Origin of the sequence: Paenibacillus favisporus (genome assembly GCF_040545415.1) — a bacterium.
Taxonomy (GTDB): domain Bacteria; phylum Bacillota; class Bacilli; order Paenibacillales; family Paenibacillaceae; genus Paenibacillus_AQ; species Paenibacillus_AQ favisporus.
This window is the reverse complement of record NZ_JBEPLV010000001.1, coordinates 282,210-297,886: the sequence shown is the minus strand read 5'-3', so window position 1 is coordinate 297,886 and position 15,677 is coordinate 282,210. Positions and strand designations below refer to the sequence as shown.

Annotated in this window: 14 protein-coding genes and 1 other RNA gene; 1 reads left to right on the top strand and 14 read right to left on the bottom strand. The window is 54.0% G+C overall.

Going from position 1 to position 15,677, the window contains the following annotated elements; all coding sequences use genetic code 11:
* Position 1: 1 nt before the first annotated feature.
* Positions 2 to 1,891 carry a S8 family peptidase gene (locus tag ABID47_RS01360; protein ID WP_354494678.1) on the top strand — a complete coding sequence of 630 codons (1,890 nt, stop codon included), beginning with the start codon at positions 2 to 4 and terminating at the stop codon, positions 1,889 to 1,891.
* A gap of 514 nt (positions 1,892 to 2,405) precedes the next feature.
* Here the strand turns inward: ABID47_RS01360 and rnpB are convergent.
* The 14 genes from rnpB to ybeY all read right to left on the bottom strand — a co-directional run bounded on the left by rnpB (position 2,406) and on the right by ybeY (position 15,676).
* An RNA gene (rnpB, locus tag ABID47_RS01355) (RNase P RNA component class A) lies at positions 2,406 to 2,816 on the bottom strand.
* An 82-nt stretch (positions 2,817 to 2,898) separates the two neighbouring features.
* A complete protein-coding gene (locus ABID47_RS01350) occupies positions 2,899 to 4,014 on the bottom strand; it encodes a Nif3-like dinuclear metal center hexameric protein (RefSeq protein WP_354494677.1) in 1,116 nt (371 codons plus the stop codon).
* Positions 3,990 to 4,766: a tRNA (adenine(22)-N(1))-methyltransferase gene (locus ABID47_RS01345; RefSeq protein ID WP_354494675.1), complete on the bottom strand. Its 777-nt coding sequence runs from the start codon at positions 4,764 to 4,766 to the stop codon at positions 3,990 to 3,992. Before ABID47_RS01345 ends, ABID47_RS01350 begins: the two co-directional genes overlap by 25 nt.
* A gap of 375 nt (positions 4,767 to 5,141) precedes the next feature.
* A complete protein-coding gene (rpoD, locus tag ABID47_RS01340) occupies positions 5,142 to 6,275 on the bottom strand; it encodes an RNA polymerase sigma factor RpoD (protein WP_116229511.1) in 1,134 nt (377 codons plus the stop codon).
* A gap of 40 nt (positions 6,276 to 6,315) precedes the next feature.
* Positions 6,316 to 8,136: a DNA primase gene (dnaG, locus tag ABID47_RS01335; RefSeq protein ID WP_354495664.1), complete on the bottom strand. Its 1,821-nt coding sequence runs from the start codon at positions 8,134 to 8,136 to the stop codon at positions 6,316 to 6,318.
* Positions 8,137 to 8,184: 48 nt separating this feature from the next.
* The gene (locus ABID47_RS01330) at positions 8,185 to 8,643 is read right to left on the bottom strand and encodes a YaiI/YqxD family protein (RefSeq protein ID WP_105444507.1); all 459 of its coding nucleotides are present in this window, start codon (positions 8,641 to 8,643) and stop codon (positions 8,185 to 8,187) included.
* A 264-nt stretch (positions 8,644 to 8,907) separates the two neighbouring features.
* The gene (gene glyS / locus ABID47_RS01325) at positions 8,908 to 10,983 is read right to left on the bottom strand and encodes a glycine--tRNA ligase subunit beta (protein WP_354494674.1); all 2,076 of its coding nucleotides are present in this window, start codon (positions 10,981 to 10,983) and stop codon (positions 8,908 to 8,910) included.
* Positions 10,976 to 11,863: a glycine--tRNA ligase subunit alpha gene (gene glyQ / locus ABID47_RS01320; RefSeq protein WP_116229509.1), complete on the bottom strand. Its 888-nt coding sequence runs from the start codon at positions 11,861 to 11,863 to the stop codon at positions 10,976 to 10,978. Before glyQ ends, glyS begins: the two co-directional genes overlap by 8 nt.
* Positions 11,864 to 12,237: 374 nt before the next feature.
* On the bottom strand, positions 12,238 to 12,999 hold the full coding sequence (gene recO, locus ABID47_RS01315; protein WP_116229508.1) for a DNA repair protein RecO: 762 nt from the start codon (positions 12,997 to 12,999) through the stop codon (positions 12,238 to 12,240).
* A 36-nt stretch (positions 13,000 to 13,035) separates the two neighbouring features.
* The gene (locus ABID47_RS01310) at positions 13,036 to 13,191 is read right to left on the bottom strand and encodes a YqzL family protein (RefSeq protein ID WP_076169810.1); all 156 of its coding nucleotides are present in this window, start codon (positions 13,189 to 13,191) and stop codon (positions 13,036 to 13,038) included.
* 127 nt (positions 13,192 to 13,318) lie between these two features.
* Positions 13,319 to 14,218, bottom strand: a complete 900-nt coding sequence (gene era / locus ABID47_RS01305) for a GTPase Era (protein WP_116229507.1) — start codon at positions 14,216 to 14,218, stop codon at positions 13,319 to 13,321.
* A 147-nt stretch (positions 14,219 to 14,365) separates the two neighbouring features.
* Entirely contained in the window at positions 14,366 to 14,809 is a 444-nt protein-coding gene (locus ABID47_RS01300; protein WP_373309597.1) for a cytidine deaminase, read from the bottom strand.
* Positions 14,805 to 15,179, bottom strand: coding sequence for a diacylglycerol kinase family protein (locus ABID47_RS01295; protein WP_354494673.1), 375 nt, complete (start codon positions 15,177 to 15,179; stop codon positions 14,805 to 14,807). Before ABID47_RS01295 ends, ABID47_RS01300 begins: the two co-directional genes overlap by 5 nt.
* Positions 15,179 to 15,676 (bottom strand): rRNA maturation RNase YbeY, encoded by a 498-nt coding sequence (ybeY, locus tag ABID47_RS01290; RefSeq protein ID WP_152398444.1) that lies wholly within the window; start codon positions 15,674 to 15,676, stop codon positions 15,179 to 15,181. The genes ABID47_RS01295 and ybeY overlap by 1 nt, the downstream gene beginning before the upstream one ends.
* Position 15,677: the final 1 nt, after the last annotated feature.

The window sequence follows — 15,677 nt, the reverse complement described above, 5'->3', positions numbered from 1 at the left end:
TATGTCGAAAGGAAAATGGGTGGGCATCGGAACGGCAACCGTTTGCGGCGCGCTCGCGTTATTTTTGCTGCTCCCGCGCTCGGACAGCCGGCAGCAGGCCGCCGAATCCCCTCCGGTCCCGGCTCCGCATCAGGAGCATCGTTTAAAGAACAGCATGATGGCGCAGGATATCGCTTCAACCGACCATTTGACCCGGCTGGATGCGAGACAGCATCTGACGGCGATGCTGAACAATCTGGGCAGCGCAAAGCCAAAGCAGATTACCGATTATGTACGGAATTTGCAGAAAACCCATGACCATTTTTCCATGCTGGTGTGGCAGGATCCTAAGCTGAATCAACCGCTTAAATTTGCCAAAAAGGAAGACTCCTGGACCTCCCAGGACCGGAAAAGGCTGGATCATTATTTAAGTATAGCCAAGCAGCAGGTGAAGAATCACCAGACGTACCAGTCCCCCTCCTTCAAGATGGCGGGCAAGCAGTACTTCATCATCGCGGAACCGTCGGCCAAAAGCAATCAGAGCGTCATCGCCTTAATGAATCAAAAAATACTGCTCGACGTGGAAAATCATCAGAAGAAAAACCTGCGGCTGATCCCTTACCCGAGAGAGGGCAAATTTAAAGTCGAATCGGTTCACGCCGACACGTTGCGCGATTTGACGGTCAAGACGGGACATGATAACGAAAACGCAAGCCACTTCTACGAGAACGAAATCGTCGTCCGCTTCCGCCAGGATCCGTCTCCGGACGAGATGAACCGGATCAAAGGTGACGTCAAAGCGGAATCCGCCCGAAAACTCGGATATGCTTACGTCTTCCGTTCCAGTACGATGGATTACAGCCAGTTGAAGGTATATTTCCTAAACCACTGGAATCCGCATTATGTAGAACCGCATTATTTATATTTAACCAACGATACTGTTCCGGAAACAGGCAGCCTTCCGAACGTGCCGAATGACCTGCTGTTTGCGAAGTATCAGTGGAACCTCCCGGCGATCGAAACGAATCAGGGCTGGGATTTATCCAAGGGAAGCAACGATGTCATTGTCGGTATCGTGGACACCGGTGCAGACATTAACCATCCGGATCTTCAAGGCCAGCTGCTGTCCGGCTACAACGTCGTGGATCCCGGCAGCGACCCGCTGGACGATGTAGGTCACGGCACGCATGTGGCCGGCATCATCGGGGCCGTCGTCAACAACAATGAAGGCGTGGCCGGCATCAGCTGGTATAACAAAATATTGCCGGTGAAGGCGCTCGATAAATCCGGATCGGGCACGACCTATTCGGTGTCTGAAGGGATCATCTGGGCGGCGGATCATGGAGCCAAAGTCATTAATTTGAGCTTGGGCAACTACGCCGATTCCCAGTTCCTGCACGATGCGGTAAGATACGCCTACGACAAGGACGTCGTGCTCGTTTCCGCGGCAGGGAACGACAACACCGAGCGGCCGGGCTTCCCTGCGGCCTATCCCGAAGTACTCGCCGTTGCTGCGACCGATGCGAACATGAAGAAAGCCTCCTATTCCAATTACGGGGATTATATCGACGTGGCCGCGCCTGGGACGAGCATTGCCAGCACCTATCCGGGCAACCAGTACGCCGCCCTGTCCGGAACGTCGATGGCCAGTCCGCATGTCGCCGCCATGGCCGCGCTGATCCGCTCGCGGAATCCGGACTTGACCAATAAACAAGTGATGGACATTATGTGCCAAAGCACCATTGACCTGGGGCCGAAAGGACATGACAAATATTACGGCAACGGTCAAATTGATATCTATAAAGCGCTGCAGGCAGCAGGCGGCGGAAATACCCCGCTTCAGCTGTGGCCGCAGCATGTACAAAACCAGATGAATTCGATCATGGGCAGTGAGAGCGTGAAAACCAAATAAATTCCACCAAAAATAAGGCTATCCGCCCCTATCAGGAGCGGGTTGCCTTTTTTAGAGCACGAGTTACCGTGTACGTTTGGCTCTCGACTTGCGGGCTGCGCGTTTCGAACCTCTGTAAGCGGAAACGGTACCTACAATGTTTTCGTCGCGAACGACATAGTTATAGCAGTGTTTAGGAACGGGGACACAGTGATGTCTTTTTACAATTTCAACCGTGTGGACAATCGGAACGACCTGCGGATAGTAATAATCTTGATAAACCACGGTCGGATCGGTATAAACCGGATCTGCAGGAGGACAATTAAAGCAGTGGCTCATTCGATAAGCATCTCCCTTCATAAATTTAATATAGTCTATTATGGAGATCCCAATCGGGATTGTACGTTTGTCCTTAGCTGAAAGGTATCCGTCTAAAACAGGCTTGGCCCGGTGATCGGACGGCAAAAAGGCGGTATCCCGTAAAATTACGGGATACCGCCTTGATTACGTCATCCTAATAAGAACTGTTGGCAGTTAGGAAAGTTTTACGTAAGCCGGGTTCTGTGCTCGTCGTGGTGCATTCGGGAACTACCCTCCCACGGATAAGCGACAATCATCTATCTAGGCCAACCATTACTGATTGGCTCCAGCGACCAACCCGAACGCGCCTCGGGCAAAGGCTGCTTCTCGAGGAAGCTGCGTTCCATTAGGTCTTGCTCCAGGTGGGGTTTACCAGGAACGAAGTCACCAACGCTCCTCGGGGTCTCTTACACCTCGGTTCCATCCTTGCCTGTGCCGCTGCAAGCAGCAGCCATCGGCGGTCCATTTCTGTGGCACTATCCTTCAACTCGCGCTGACTGGACGTTATCCAGCACCCTGCCCTACGGAGCCCGGACTTTCCTCTCGCGGCGCCTTACGCGCCGCCAGCGATTGTCTGTCAAACTTTCCGGACAACAAAAAATATTATACTAGGAATTGCTGTCGGACACAATGGCAAATGCCTATTAATTTAACGAAAATTACCGTTTTTACATAAAGCGGAACGGCTCGGTGTTGATTTGGGACGCGGCGACTTTCGTATCATAGCGGCCGTCCGACAGCTTGGCCTGCAGCCATTCGGCCGTTTTGACCTTCATGATTTTCTCGGCATTGTGCCCCGGATCGATCAGGGCAATCCCGGCCATCAGCGCATCCTGCGCGGTGTGATAATCGATGTCTCCGGTCACGAGCACGTCAGCCCCGCGGAATATCGCGGAATTCACGTAGCGGCTGCCAGATCCGCCGAGAACGGCGGCCTTGCCGATCTTGCGGTTCAGGTCGCCAACGACCCGGACATGCGGCACATCCAGCTTTTCCTTGACCACGTCGACGAATTCGGCCAGCGTTACCGGCTCCCGAAGCTTTCCTACCCGGCCAAGCCCGTAACTGCGCCCTTTCAAGTCAACCGGATACAGATCGTAAGCCACCTCTTCATAAGGATGCGCCTTGATCATCGCCTGAACGATCTTGTTTCGGATCCCTTGGGGGACGATGGTCTCGATCCGAACCTCTTCCACCTGCTCCAGCTTCCCTGGCTTGCCGATATAAGGTTCCGTTCCTTCCTGTGGCAAAAAGGTGCCCGTGCCCTGTACGTTAAAACTGCAGTGGCTGTAATTACCGATAGCACCCGCTCCTGCGTCCAACATGGCGGTCCGGACCTTCTCTGCATGGGCGGCCGGAACAAACACGACCAGCTTGTACAGCTTCTCGTCATGCACCTCATCCAGCGGCACGCCGTCCGCAATGCCAAGCGCTTCAGCCATCCAGTCGTTCATGCCTCCCTCGGCAATATCGAGATTGGTGTGGCTGATATAGACGGCGATGTCATGCTTGATCAGCTTCTCATACAGTTTCCCCATCGGGGTGTCGGTCTGAAGCTGTTTGAGCGGACGGAAAATGATGGCGTGATGCGCTACGATCAAATCCGCGCCTATCGCAATGGCTTCCTCGACCACCTCGTCATTGACATCCAGCGCCACCAGCACGTTCCGGATCTCCTTCTGCAGGCTGCCCAGCTGCAGCCCGATCCGGTCGTCCGGCACCGCCAAGTGCTTGGGGGCGAGCTGCTCCATATATTGAATTACCGTTTGTCCTTTTGCAAACATGCAAGCACCTCCCTGATTTGTTTCATTTCTTCAGTCAGCTCTCTGGCCTTGGCTACAGCAGAAGGCAGCTTGGAGGACGATACAGACTTCAGAATGCCTTCCATCTTCACCAGTTCGCCCTGCCATTTGGCCACAAACACTTCATTTGGCTGCTCCAGCAGCCAAGGACCCATGCGGATCAACAGCTCACTCGAAAGGATTACGCCGCCGCCGGCTTCCCCGGCCTTCCATGAGCGCTCCCGGTACAACTCCTCATTCGACCGTACAGGTGATGAATGCTCCGGTACAGCTGTCAAAATCTCATATATTTTGCCGTCTTCCTCGATAATCATCTCGGACACCAGCACCCAGGCATGATCGAGCAGCCACCGGCGCAGCAAATCTTCGCCGACGTTCGGCTGCAGGATGAGCCGCTTTACCCCGGACAGTTTGTCCTGCCCCTCGTCCAAAATGCTCGCGATCAGGCTTCCGCCCATGCCGGCGATCGTAATCACATCCACTTCCCCCGGCGAAATGACCGCCAGACCGTCTCCGAGCCGGACCGAAATGTCCTCGCCCCGTCCAGCTTCGGCTACCTGCTTGGCCGCCGCTTGAAGCGGGCCTTGATTGACTTCTCCCGCCACGGCCTTTATAGCTCTGCCCGCCTCAACAGCTGCTACCGGAAGAAGCGCGTGGTCCGAGCCAATATCCGCGAGTTGGCTTCCATCGGGAATCTGCTCCATAATAAGCTGTAATCTTCTTGATAATTTCATATGTCCACCGTCACCATCAGTTATTTTTATCCCTTCCTTTACCCTACCAAACGGCAGGTCCTTTCTGCAAATCCGCAGCAGCAGAAGCGAAAGCGGCCCCCTGAAATACACACTTCCAATCTTTGGATAAATGTCCAGATCATTTGCATTGGCTCGTTAAAAGCGCTAAAATAAAAACAAATTAAGGAAATAATTCTAAAAGAAAACAGAACTTACAAGCAGGCCGTCCGCCAAAGCCTCAGAAATACATTCAGAAATACATAGCCTGCGCGCTGCAATATAAAGGAAGCCCAACCTCCAAAACGTATATAAAATTGTTATATCTAAAAAAAGGACCTTGCTGGCGGCAAGCCCAGAAGGTCCAAGTTGGTTTCGCTATTCGAGAAAATCCTTAAGCCGTTTGCTGCGGCTTGGATGGCGAAGCTTCCGGAGCGCTTTGGCTTCGATTTGGCGAATCCGTTCACGGGTAACGCCAAACACTTTGCCCACTTCCTCAAGCGTCCGGGTACGGCCGTCATCCAGACCGAAACGAAGCCGGAGCACATTCTCCTCACGTTCAGTCAGCGTATCAAGCACGTCTTCCAGCTGTTCCTTCAGCAGCTCGTAGGCCGCTGCATCCGCAGGAGCAAGCGCCTCCTGATCCTCGATAAAATCTCCCAGGTGGGAATCATCCTCTTCTCCGATCGGCGTCTCAAGCGACACCGGCTCTTGGGCAATCTTCATGATTTCCCGGACCTTCTCCACACTGAGTTCCATCTCGGCCGCGATTTCCTCCGGCGTTGGTTCACGCCCTAATTCCTGCAGCAGCTGACGGGATACCCGGATCAGCTTGTTGATCGTTTCCACCATATGAACCGGAATCCGGATCGTTCTCGCTTGGTCAGCGATCGCGCGCGTAATGGCCTGACGAATCCACCAAGTGGCATACGTACTGAATTTGAACCCTTTATTATGGTCAAATTTCTCAACGGCCTTGATCAGGCCCATGTTGCCTTCCTGAATCAAATCAAGGAAGAGCATGCCGCGGCCGACGTAGCGTTTGGCGATACTGACAACGAGACGCAGGTTCGCTTCGGCCAGCCGGCGCTTCGCTTCCTCGTCCCCGTTCATAATCCGCTTAGCCAGTTCCACCTCATCGTCAGCGGACAAGAGAGGCACCCGGCCGATTTCCTTGAGATACATCCGTACGGGATCGTTGATCTTAATGCCCGGCGGCAAAGACAGATCATCGTCAAAATTAAAGTCGTCGTTGTCGTTTCCGTCATGGTCTTCGCCTTGACGCAAATTGCTGACTTCCTCGTCATTCTCATTGACCACTTCAATACCCAAATCGCCCAGATGCTCATAGAACTCATCCATCTGTTCAGGGTCTTGGTCGAACGGCGATAGTTTTTCCATAATATCTTTGTAATTCAGTGACGATCTCTTTTTACCCTGCTCAATCAGCTGATCCTTGACCTGATCGAGCGTAAATTCTGTCTCTAGTTCAGTATGCTGATCATTCGCCATATTTCGACTCCCTCCTCCCTAGAAACCATCGAAGCAACGATTACTGTCTCTCTAGGGCTATAATCTCACTTGCAATTTGTGCAGCACGCAAAAAGTCTCCGGACCGTTCGGCAGATATCATTTCTTCTTTCTTCTGCTCTATTTTCCGTTGTTGCGGGACTTTTTGTACCTCCCGAATGCAATCATCCAGCTCTTGCACGCTCCACTCCCGCGGCATATCCATCATGGAGATGGAGCTGACGGTTTTCTCGAGGCGATCGTCATGGAGCGACGACATAAACCGGCTGATATCCGGTGATTTGCCCTGTGCATAATAGGCATATAGATAAGCAGCAATCGCTGCATGATCATCAATGTTAAACGCGTCCCCAAGCCGTTCTTCCACGTAGCGGGCGGCCTCGGCATCCTGCAGCATCATGGCTAAAAGGCGACGTTCTCCGGTATGATAAGCCGGCAGTAATGTCGGGGCGGGAACATGCCCTTTTTTATGCCTACCATTATTCCACCTTTTGTCGTTATTATCCCCATCCGGCATGTTTTTTTGCATCGACTGGCGGATCTCGTTGCAATCCTGCTTCAAGCTGTCAAAGGAAAGCTGCAATTCTGAAGATAATTCCCTTAAATATACCTCCCGTTCGGTGGAAGAAGGCAGCACCGCGATGATGGGCAGGACTTCCTTCATGTAGGCGATTTTTCCATCTTCTTCTAGGAGTATATGGTTTTTTTTCAGATATATAAGCTTAAATTTTGTGGTTGAAACGGCGCCCTCGATAATCTGCCGCATGAACCGTTCCGCCCCGTACTTACGGATGAATTCGTCAGGATCCAGCCCATCGCTGAGCACCGCGATCCTGATGTTCAGCCCCACGTTTTCAAGCAGCGGAATCACCTTCATTGCCGCAGCTTGTCCGGCCCGGTCTCCGTCGTAGCACACCAGCACTTCGTCCGCCATCGTCTTCATCAGAGAGGCGTGATTCTCCGTTAAGGACGTGCCCATCGTGGCTACGCCGTTCTGAACCCCTGCTTCCCATGCCGAGATCACGTCCCCGTATCCTTCAAAAAGAACGATCTGCCGCGATTTGCGAATGGAAGGTCTGGCCTGATGCAGGTTGTACAGCGTCCGGCTTTTGTTAAAGAGCTTGCTCTCAGGCGAATTCAAATACTTCGGCTGCCCTTCGCCAAGAATCCTGCCGGCGAAAGCGATCACCTTGCCGCTGCGGTCATGGATCGGAAACATGATCCGGTCCCGGAAACGGTCCAAGTAATCCCCGCTGTCACTGCGCTTGGTCAGCAATCCGCCCTTCTCCGCCTCTTCGAGATCGAAGGAGCGCCTGGACAGAAACTGGACCAGCGTATTCCACGTATCCGGAGCGTACCCGATCTGGAACAAATCGATCATCTTGTCGGTGAAGCCCCGCTGCCGCAAATAATCCATGGCTGCCTTGCCATGCTCCGTATTTTTCAGTAAATAGTGATAAAGCTTCGCTGTCCATTCGTAGGCCTGAAGCAGGCGGTCTCTCTCGGGATTCGGCTGATGCGCCGGTCCCCCCAGCCCTTCCGGTACCGTGATGTGGCTCTCTTCCGCCATGACTTTAACGGCTTCGGGAAAAGATAATCCTTCGATTTCCATCCTGAATTTGATGGCATTTCCACCCTTGCCGCAGCCGTAGCAGTAAAAGATTTGCCGCTCAGGCGTGACCGTGAAAGACGGTGTTTTCTCCGAATGAAACGGGCAGAGGCCTTTCATGTATTTCCCCTGCTTGGTCAGATGAACGTACCTGCTTACCGTATCGACGATATCATGCTGCTCCAGCACCGCGTCGATGACCTTCTCCGGAATGCTTCCATGTCCGGCACTCATCATAACCACCTTCATCTCTTTTTGCACGTAAAATATAATTCGCTATCGTTATACGTTCTCCTGCAAATCCTGCAAAAGTTTTGTCAGTTTCTGTTGAAAAATTCTTTTATCCTCCGCCGTGATCGGTTTCGGACCTTTGGAATGCTTGCCGTTCCTACGCGCTTTGGCCTGATGGTGCCTGCGGTCGAGCATAAACTCGATGTCCTCGTTATGAAACTGCATGCCCCGAAAGGAGAGCACATAGCAATGTTTCGACAAGGCCAAGGCGGCCAGTCCGTAGTCCTGGGTAATCACAACGTCCCCCCGGCGGATATGATTGGCAATGTATAAGTCGGCGCTCTGATCGCTCCGGTCCACCTGAACGGTCCGCACACCCTCCCCGGCCTGGATCAAGTGATCGAACGAAGAGACCATCAGCACGGGAACGCCCAATGCCTTAGCCACTGCGGCAATCTCCTGTTTCACCGGACAGGCATCGCCGTCCACAACGATTTGTCTGTCATCCATAGCCGATTCGAGCCCACCTGTCATTCTTGGTATTCCGTACTATTATATACGAGCCTGTCCTATAAAAATCCTTCCGGGACGGACATTACAACTTCTGACAGTGCTGCAGGAAACTTTTGCGTACATAGAATGAACTAAAGAAAAATAAATCAGGAAGCTGAATGAAAAACTTCAGTTCAATCTATATACATGAAAAAGATACGAAAACGGGACCGATTTGTTTCGTCCCGCTTCCGTATTCTTTTACCCGAAACCTTTACAGGTTTACCATACCAGCTTGTTGAAATCGGCAAACTGCTTCAAATCGCGGTCGATCGATGCCAATAGACCCAGACGGTTAGCCCGGACCCGCTCATCCTCGGCCATAACCATGACGGAATCGAAGAACTTCGTAACGGCTTCCTTAATGTCGGCAAGAAGGGCAAGGGCTTTGGCGCCATCCCGCTCCGACAGCGCTGCATGGTAATCGGCGGTGATAGACTGCCATGCGCGGAACAGATTAGACTCGGCCTCTTCTACGAAGAGCGGCTCCTGAACCTCTGCCTTTTCCGCTTTCGCCGCCAGATTGCTGACCCGGTTGAAGGATTCCACGGTCGTCTTAAAGTCGTCTCCGCTGTTAACTGCCTGCATCAGCGCTTCCCCGCGGGATACGACGGAGATGACATCGTCGAAGCCGGCGGAAATGACCGCGTCCACCACGTCGTAGCGGAGCGTCTCGGAGAGCAGTTTCTTCACGCGGAGGCCGAAGAATTCGGCCAGATCCTTGCGGATGTCATCCGGCTGGCGGTCCAAGCTGCGAAGCTCTGCATGCACACCGAGCGCGATGTCGAACAGCTGGGACAGCGTGAGCGGCATTTGCTTAGCCAGCAAAATCTGCACGATGCCCTGGGACTGTCGTCTCAGCGCATAAGGGTCCTGGGAGCCGGTCGGGATGATGCCGATCGAGAAGCAGCCGACGATCGTGTCGATTTTGTCTGCAATGCTGACGATGGAACCCACCAGGCTGGACGGAACGTCGTCCGATGCCGAACGCGGCTGGTAATGCTCGAATACCGCCTTGGCCACGTCTTCCCGTTCGCCGGCTTTGCGGGCATAGTCTTCGCCCATGACCCCTTGCAGTTCAGGGAATTCATACACCATTTGCGTTACGAGGTCGAACTTGCAGATGTCCGCAGCGCGGCTTACCGATTCGCTGTCCGTGCCGGAAATTTGCAGCGCTTCTCCGACCTGGTCGGCGATACGGCGGATCCGGCGGACCTTGTCGCCAACCGTGCCGATTTCCTCGTGGAAGACGATGCTTTCCAGCTTGGAGAGCGCATCCTTGATCTCCAGCTTCTGGTCTTCCTCATAGAAGAACTTGGCGTCTGACAGGCGGGCGCGAAGCACCTTTTCGTTCCCTTTGGCGATCACGTCAAGCGACCGCTTGTCGCCGTTGCGCACCGTTACGAAGAACGGCAGCAGCTGTCCCTGGCCATCCAGAACAGGGAAGTACCGCTGATGCTCCCGCATCGACGTGATCAGCACTTCCTGTGGAATGTTCAGGAAGGACGGATCGAATGTTCCGAAGAGCACCGTCGGGGTTTCCACCAGGAACAGCACTTCCTCCAGCAGATCTTCCTTGACCGCAATGGTCCAGTTTTTCTCCGCAGCGAGCGACTCGATCTGCTCCAGAATCATGCCTTCGCGTTCCTTCACGTCTACGATGACGTGCTGGCCACGCAGTACTTCCTGGTAAGCGCCGGCTTCCGGCACGACGGCTTCCGTTCCGAGGAAACGGTGGCCGCGGGTCACGTTGCCCGACTTCACGCCGGTCACTTCCAGATCAATGACGTCCGTGCCGAACAGGGCTGTAATCCAGCGGATCGGACGGATAAATTTATATTCGTAGCTGCCCCAGCGCATATGCTTAGGGAATGTCATCGAAGAGAGGATGCCGAGCAGTGCCTCAGACAGCAGCGCAGAAGTCTCAACACCGTTGCTGCTCTTCGTGACGTAAATGTATTCCACGCCGTTCAGCTCTTTGAACGTAAACTGCTCGGGATCTACGCCTTGTCCGCGGGCGAAGCCAAGCGCGGCTTTGCTCCAGTTGCCGTTCTCGTCGAGGGCGATTTTGCGGGACGGGCCCTTCACTTCCTCCTGCACGTCCTCCTGCTTCTCCGCAACCGATTTAACAAGCACGGCCAAGCGGCGGGGGGTTGCGTAGGAGTGAACCTCGCCGTAGGCGATCCGGGACTGCTCCAGCCATTTCACCATGCGTTCTTCCAATTGCTCCATCGCCGCGCGTAAAAACCGTGCCGGCACTTCCTCCAGGCCGATTTCAAACAACAGGTCCTTAGACATTCAGGCCGCCTCCTTTCTTCAGCAGCGGGAAGCCGAGTTTCTCGCGCTCCTCCATGTAGGTTGCCGCCACCTGGCGGGCCAGATTGCGCACCCGCGTAATATAGCCGGTACGCTCCGTAACGCTGATGGCTCCCCTTGCATCGAGAAGGTTGAACGTGTGCGAGCATTTCAGGACGTAGTCATATGCCGGAAATACGAGATTCCGCTCCATCGCCTTGCCTGCTTCCTGCTCGTACATGTTGAACAGCGTAAACAGCATTTTCACGTCGGACACTTCAAAGGTATACGTGGAATGCTCCACTTCCGCTTGATGGAACACATCACCGTAAGAAATGCCGTCAACCCACTCCAGGTCAAACACATTTTCCTTCTCCTGAATGTAGGAAGCCAGGCGTTCCATACCGTAGGTAATTTCCACGGCGACCGGGTTCGTTTCGATACCGCCCACCTGCTGGAAGTATGTGAACTGGGTGATTTCCATACCGTCCAGCCATACTTCCCAGCCGAGACCCGCGCATCCAAGCGAAGGGTTCTCCCAGTTGTCCTCGACAAAGCGGATATCGTGGTCGAGCGCATCCACTCCGAGCGCCTTCAGGCTGTCGAGATACAGCTCCTGAATGTTGTCCGGGCTCGGTTTGATGATCACCTGGAACTGGTGATGCTGATAGAGCCGGTTCGGGTTCTCCCCGTAACGGCCGTCCGATGGCCGGCGGGAAGGTTCTACATAGGCTACCTTCCAGGGTTCCGGTCCGAGTGAACGCAAAAACGTCATCGGGTTCATCGTGCCGGCCCCTTTTTCCGTGTCATAGGGATTCACGATAATGCAATTCTGATTGGCCCAGAACTGCTGCAGCGTCAGAATCATCTGCTGAAAGTTCATATACGACTCTCCTTCATATGAAAATTGGGGGGAATGGACGGATACCCGTCAAAAATGATCACATTTCTGTACAACAAAAAGCTCCCGCCCTATGCCTGTTGTACAGACATAGGGACGAGAGCTGATCCCGCGGTTCCACCCTACTTGGCTGCCCCCCGCTTTAGCCAGGAACAACCCACTTTTCCGATTTCATTTCACACTCCCGAAGTGCCGGTTCATGGATTCCTTCCGCCAGGCTTGCACCCTCCCCGGCTCGCTAACAGGAATGGAAGACCCACTACTTCTTCGATCATTGCGTGTCAGACAATTTAATTAGAAACTTAATATATACTACAGGAAATGATTCCGATAGTCAAGATCTACTGCAACAGATCCTACAGCCCGTACTTCTCCATCTGATCGAGGAAACCCCGTGACTTCAAATTCAGCCCCAGCTGCATATCCATAAATGCCCGCATGACGGCTTTCAGCTCCGCCTTGGTCTCTTCCTTCACATCGACGTGGCCGAGCCGCCGCAAATCGAGCTGGGCAAACAGACGCAGCAGCTTCATCGTCCGGGGTGAAATCCCCATAGCCTGGGAATCCAGGTGCTTGCACGCCCGGCATAGTACGCCTCCGAGCCGCGGACTCACCCAATACCGTTCCTCCTGTGGTGAAATATCCCTTCCACAAGAAATGCAGGATGACAGTTCGGGACCGTATCCTGCAGTCTGCAATATTTTCATCTCATACAAGTTAATAATGACGGCGGGGTCTTTGCCATCTTCCAGCGCGTCTAGGCACGCCTTAAGCTGCTGGAACCAGAAGCTCCCCGTCTCCTCGTCCTGAAGCACGCGGTCAAGCAGCTCGCAGGCGTAGGAGGCATAGGCGGCAAGAACGATGTCCTCGCGCAGCACGTGATGGGATTGCATAATTTCCCCCGCATTCAGCGTGCCGAGTCCCGTGCCGTTTCTGAAAAATACGTATTCCGCTGTCGTAAACAGCTGTGTCAGTGCAGCATGGCGGCTTTTCACCTTTTTGGCGCCACGGACAAGTACGCCTACTTTACCCGCGTTTTCGGTGCAAATCGTAATGATTTTGTTCCCTTCGCCGTAGTCCATGCTGCGGATGACGATCCCTTCCACCCTGTATAGCATGCTTCTTCCCCCAGCCATTCCCGGAGCAGCCAAAGATCATTCGTTCTCTTCATAGGTATCCGTCTCATCCAGCAGCTGCGTCGCAGCCGCCGTCTCCGCTTCATCCGCCGTCATGCCGGCGGCCTGTTTATAGAGCAAGTAAGCATCCACATCTCCAGTCATCGCAAAATACTTCCACGAAAAATCTCGCATTCGTATTCATCCTTTCTTCGGAAATGGCGTCTGCATCTTCAAAAAATAGGATGTTACGAAAGCCGTGAAACTATGTGTTGCAATTCCTGCCAAGCCGGGATTACCCCGGCCTGGCATCGGATGCTCACTAGTCGCGGTTAAAGCCCAGATCGCGAAGAATCCGCTCTTGGTTGCGCCAGTCTTTTTTCACTTTTACCCACAGCTCGAGGAAAATTTTCGAGCCAAGCAGGTTTTGGATATCCTGCCGCGCCTGCTTGCCGACTTCCTTCAGCAGCGAGCCCTGCTTGCCGATGATGATGCCCTTCTGCGAATCCCGCTCCACGAATATCACCGCCGAAATATACACGACGCCGTTGTCCTGCACGCGCATATCTTCGATCGTGACCGCGATGGAATGCGGAACCTCTTCGCGGGTCATATGCAAAATTTTCTCGCGGATCAGCTCCGCGCAGACGAACTGCTCGGGATGGTCCGTGACCTGATCTTCCGGATAGTACTGCGGCCCCTCAGGCAAATACTTCTCCACCTGCTCGAGCAAGGTGTTCACGTTATTGCCATGCATGGCCGAAATCGGCACGATCTCGGCGAATTCGTGCAGCTTGCGGTATTCCTCGATGATCGGAAGCAGCGCCGGAGGCTCGATTTTGTCAATCTTGTTGAGCACGAGAATGACCGGCGTCTTCACCTTCTTCAGCTGTTCGATGATATAGCGGTCCCCGCCCCCGAATCCTTCGGACGTATCGGCCAGGAACAGTACGGCCTCCACCTCCTGCAGTGTATTCAGCGCGGTATTGTTCATGAAATCGCCAAGCTTGGATTGGCGCTTGTGAATACCCGGCGTATCCAGAAATACGATTTGGGAGTGATCCGTTGTATATACGCCGTGAATTTTGTTGCGCGTCGTTTGCGGCTTATCCGACATGATGGCGATTTTCTGGCCGATGACTTGATTCATCAGCGTCGATTTCCCCACGTTCGGTCTGCCAATAATGGCTACAAAGCCTGATTTGAATGACGGTTTCGCCATGTAAGTCATTACCCTCCTATAATGCTTCCTTAAGCAGGAAGACCATCAGGGCCCGCATTCTTCGTACCGCGGCAAAACATGATGCTCACCGCCGCCGAAGATGGGGCCCCAGGTTTTATATGTGTGTATCCCAATAGATCGTGCAGCTTATTCACTGTCACTGTGTTTCAAGTCGGAAGGTCCAAACGCACCCGGCAGCAGATCCCGCACCGTGGTTTCCTGGATGTCCCCCTTCAGATTGCCCATGATGACTTTCATGTCGGGAGCACACAGCTCCACCAGGACCTGACGGCACACGCCGCACGGTGAGATCGGACCTTCGGTATCTCCAACAACGGCAATCGCCTGGAAGCTGCCCGGCTGATGACCGTCTGCTACCGCACGGAACAGCGCGGTCCGTTCCGCGCAGTTGGTCGGCCCGTATGCCGCGTTCTCCACGTTACAGCCGTGATGGATATGGCCCTCGGCGTCCAGCAGGGCCGCTCCCACGCCGAAGTGGGAATAAGGGGTGTAGGCCTTGGTCCGTGCCTTGATCGCTTCTTGCATTAATTGAGCTGTGTCCATAGTATGATTCCTCCTGTAACTTCTAATGTTGACTTCCCAGCCATGCTGCGACAGGCTGATAGAACACAATAATGGCGACGACGAAGGCAAAGATGGCCGTCAGCAGCACTGCGCCGGCTGCGGTATCTTTCGCCGCCTTGGCCATAGGATGCGGCTCCGGTGAAACCATATCCACAACGACCTCAACGGCGGTGTTCAGCAGCTCGGCGGCCATCACCATCGTGATCGCGACGAGCAGGAACAGCCACCTCTGCCACGTCAGCTGCAGCAGAGCGGCAGCGGTAATGACCACAACCGCCGCCACGGCATGAAACCGCATGTTCCGCTGAGTTTTCAATGCATATCCGATTCCTTCCGCGGCATAACTGAATGAAGCAAGGAAGGAGCGCTTGGCCATTACCGGGTCAACCCCACCTGGGCCAGGACAGCCTCCTGTTTGCCCATCATCTCCGCTTCGCTTTCCGCATCCTGATGGTCGTACCCGAGCAGATGCAGAAATCCGTGAACGAACAGGAAGCCGATTTCACGCTCCATGGAGTGCCCGTATTCTTCGCTCTGCGCCTTGGCCCGGTCGAGGGAGATAATGATGTCGCCGAGCACCTCCGGCATATCGTGCAGCTCCTCGTCCTCTTCCAGCTCATACACGATGTCCAGCTCTTCGTCCAGGCTCTCGTTCATTGCGAAGGACAAGACGTCCGTCGGGCGGTCGATGCCGCGATACTCGAGGTTCAGCTCATGAATCTGCTTATCGTCGACGAAGGTGAGCGCCACTTCACCGTCCTCCACGCCTTCCGCTTCCCCCGCCTTCTGCAGGATGACCTCCAGCGTGGCAATCAGCTCATCGCTGACCGGATGCTCATTTTGTTCATTGTTCCAAGCCAGATGCAGACCCATC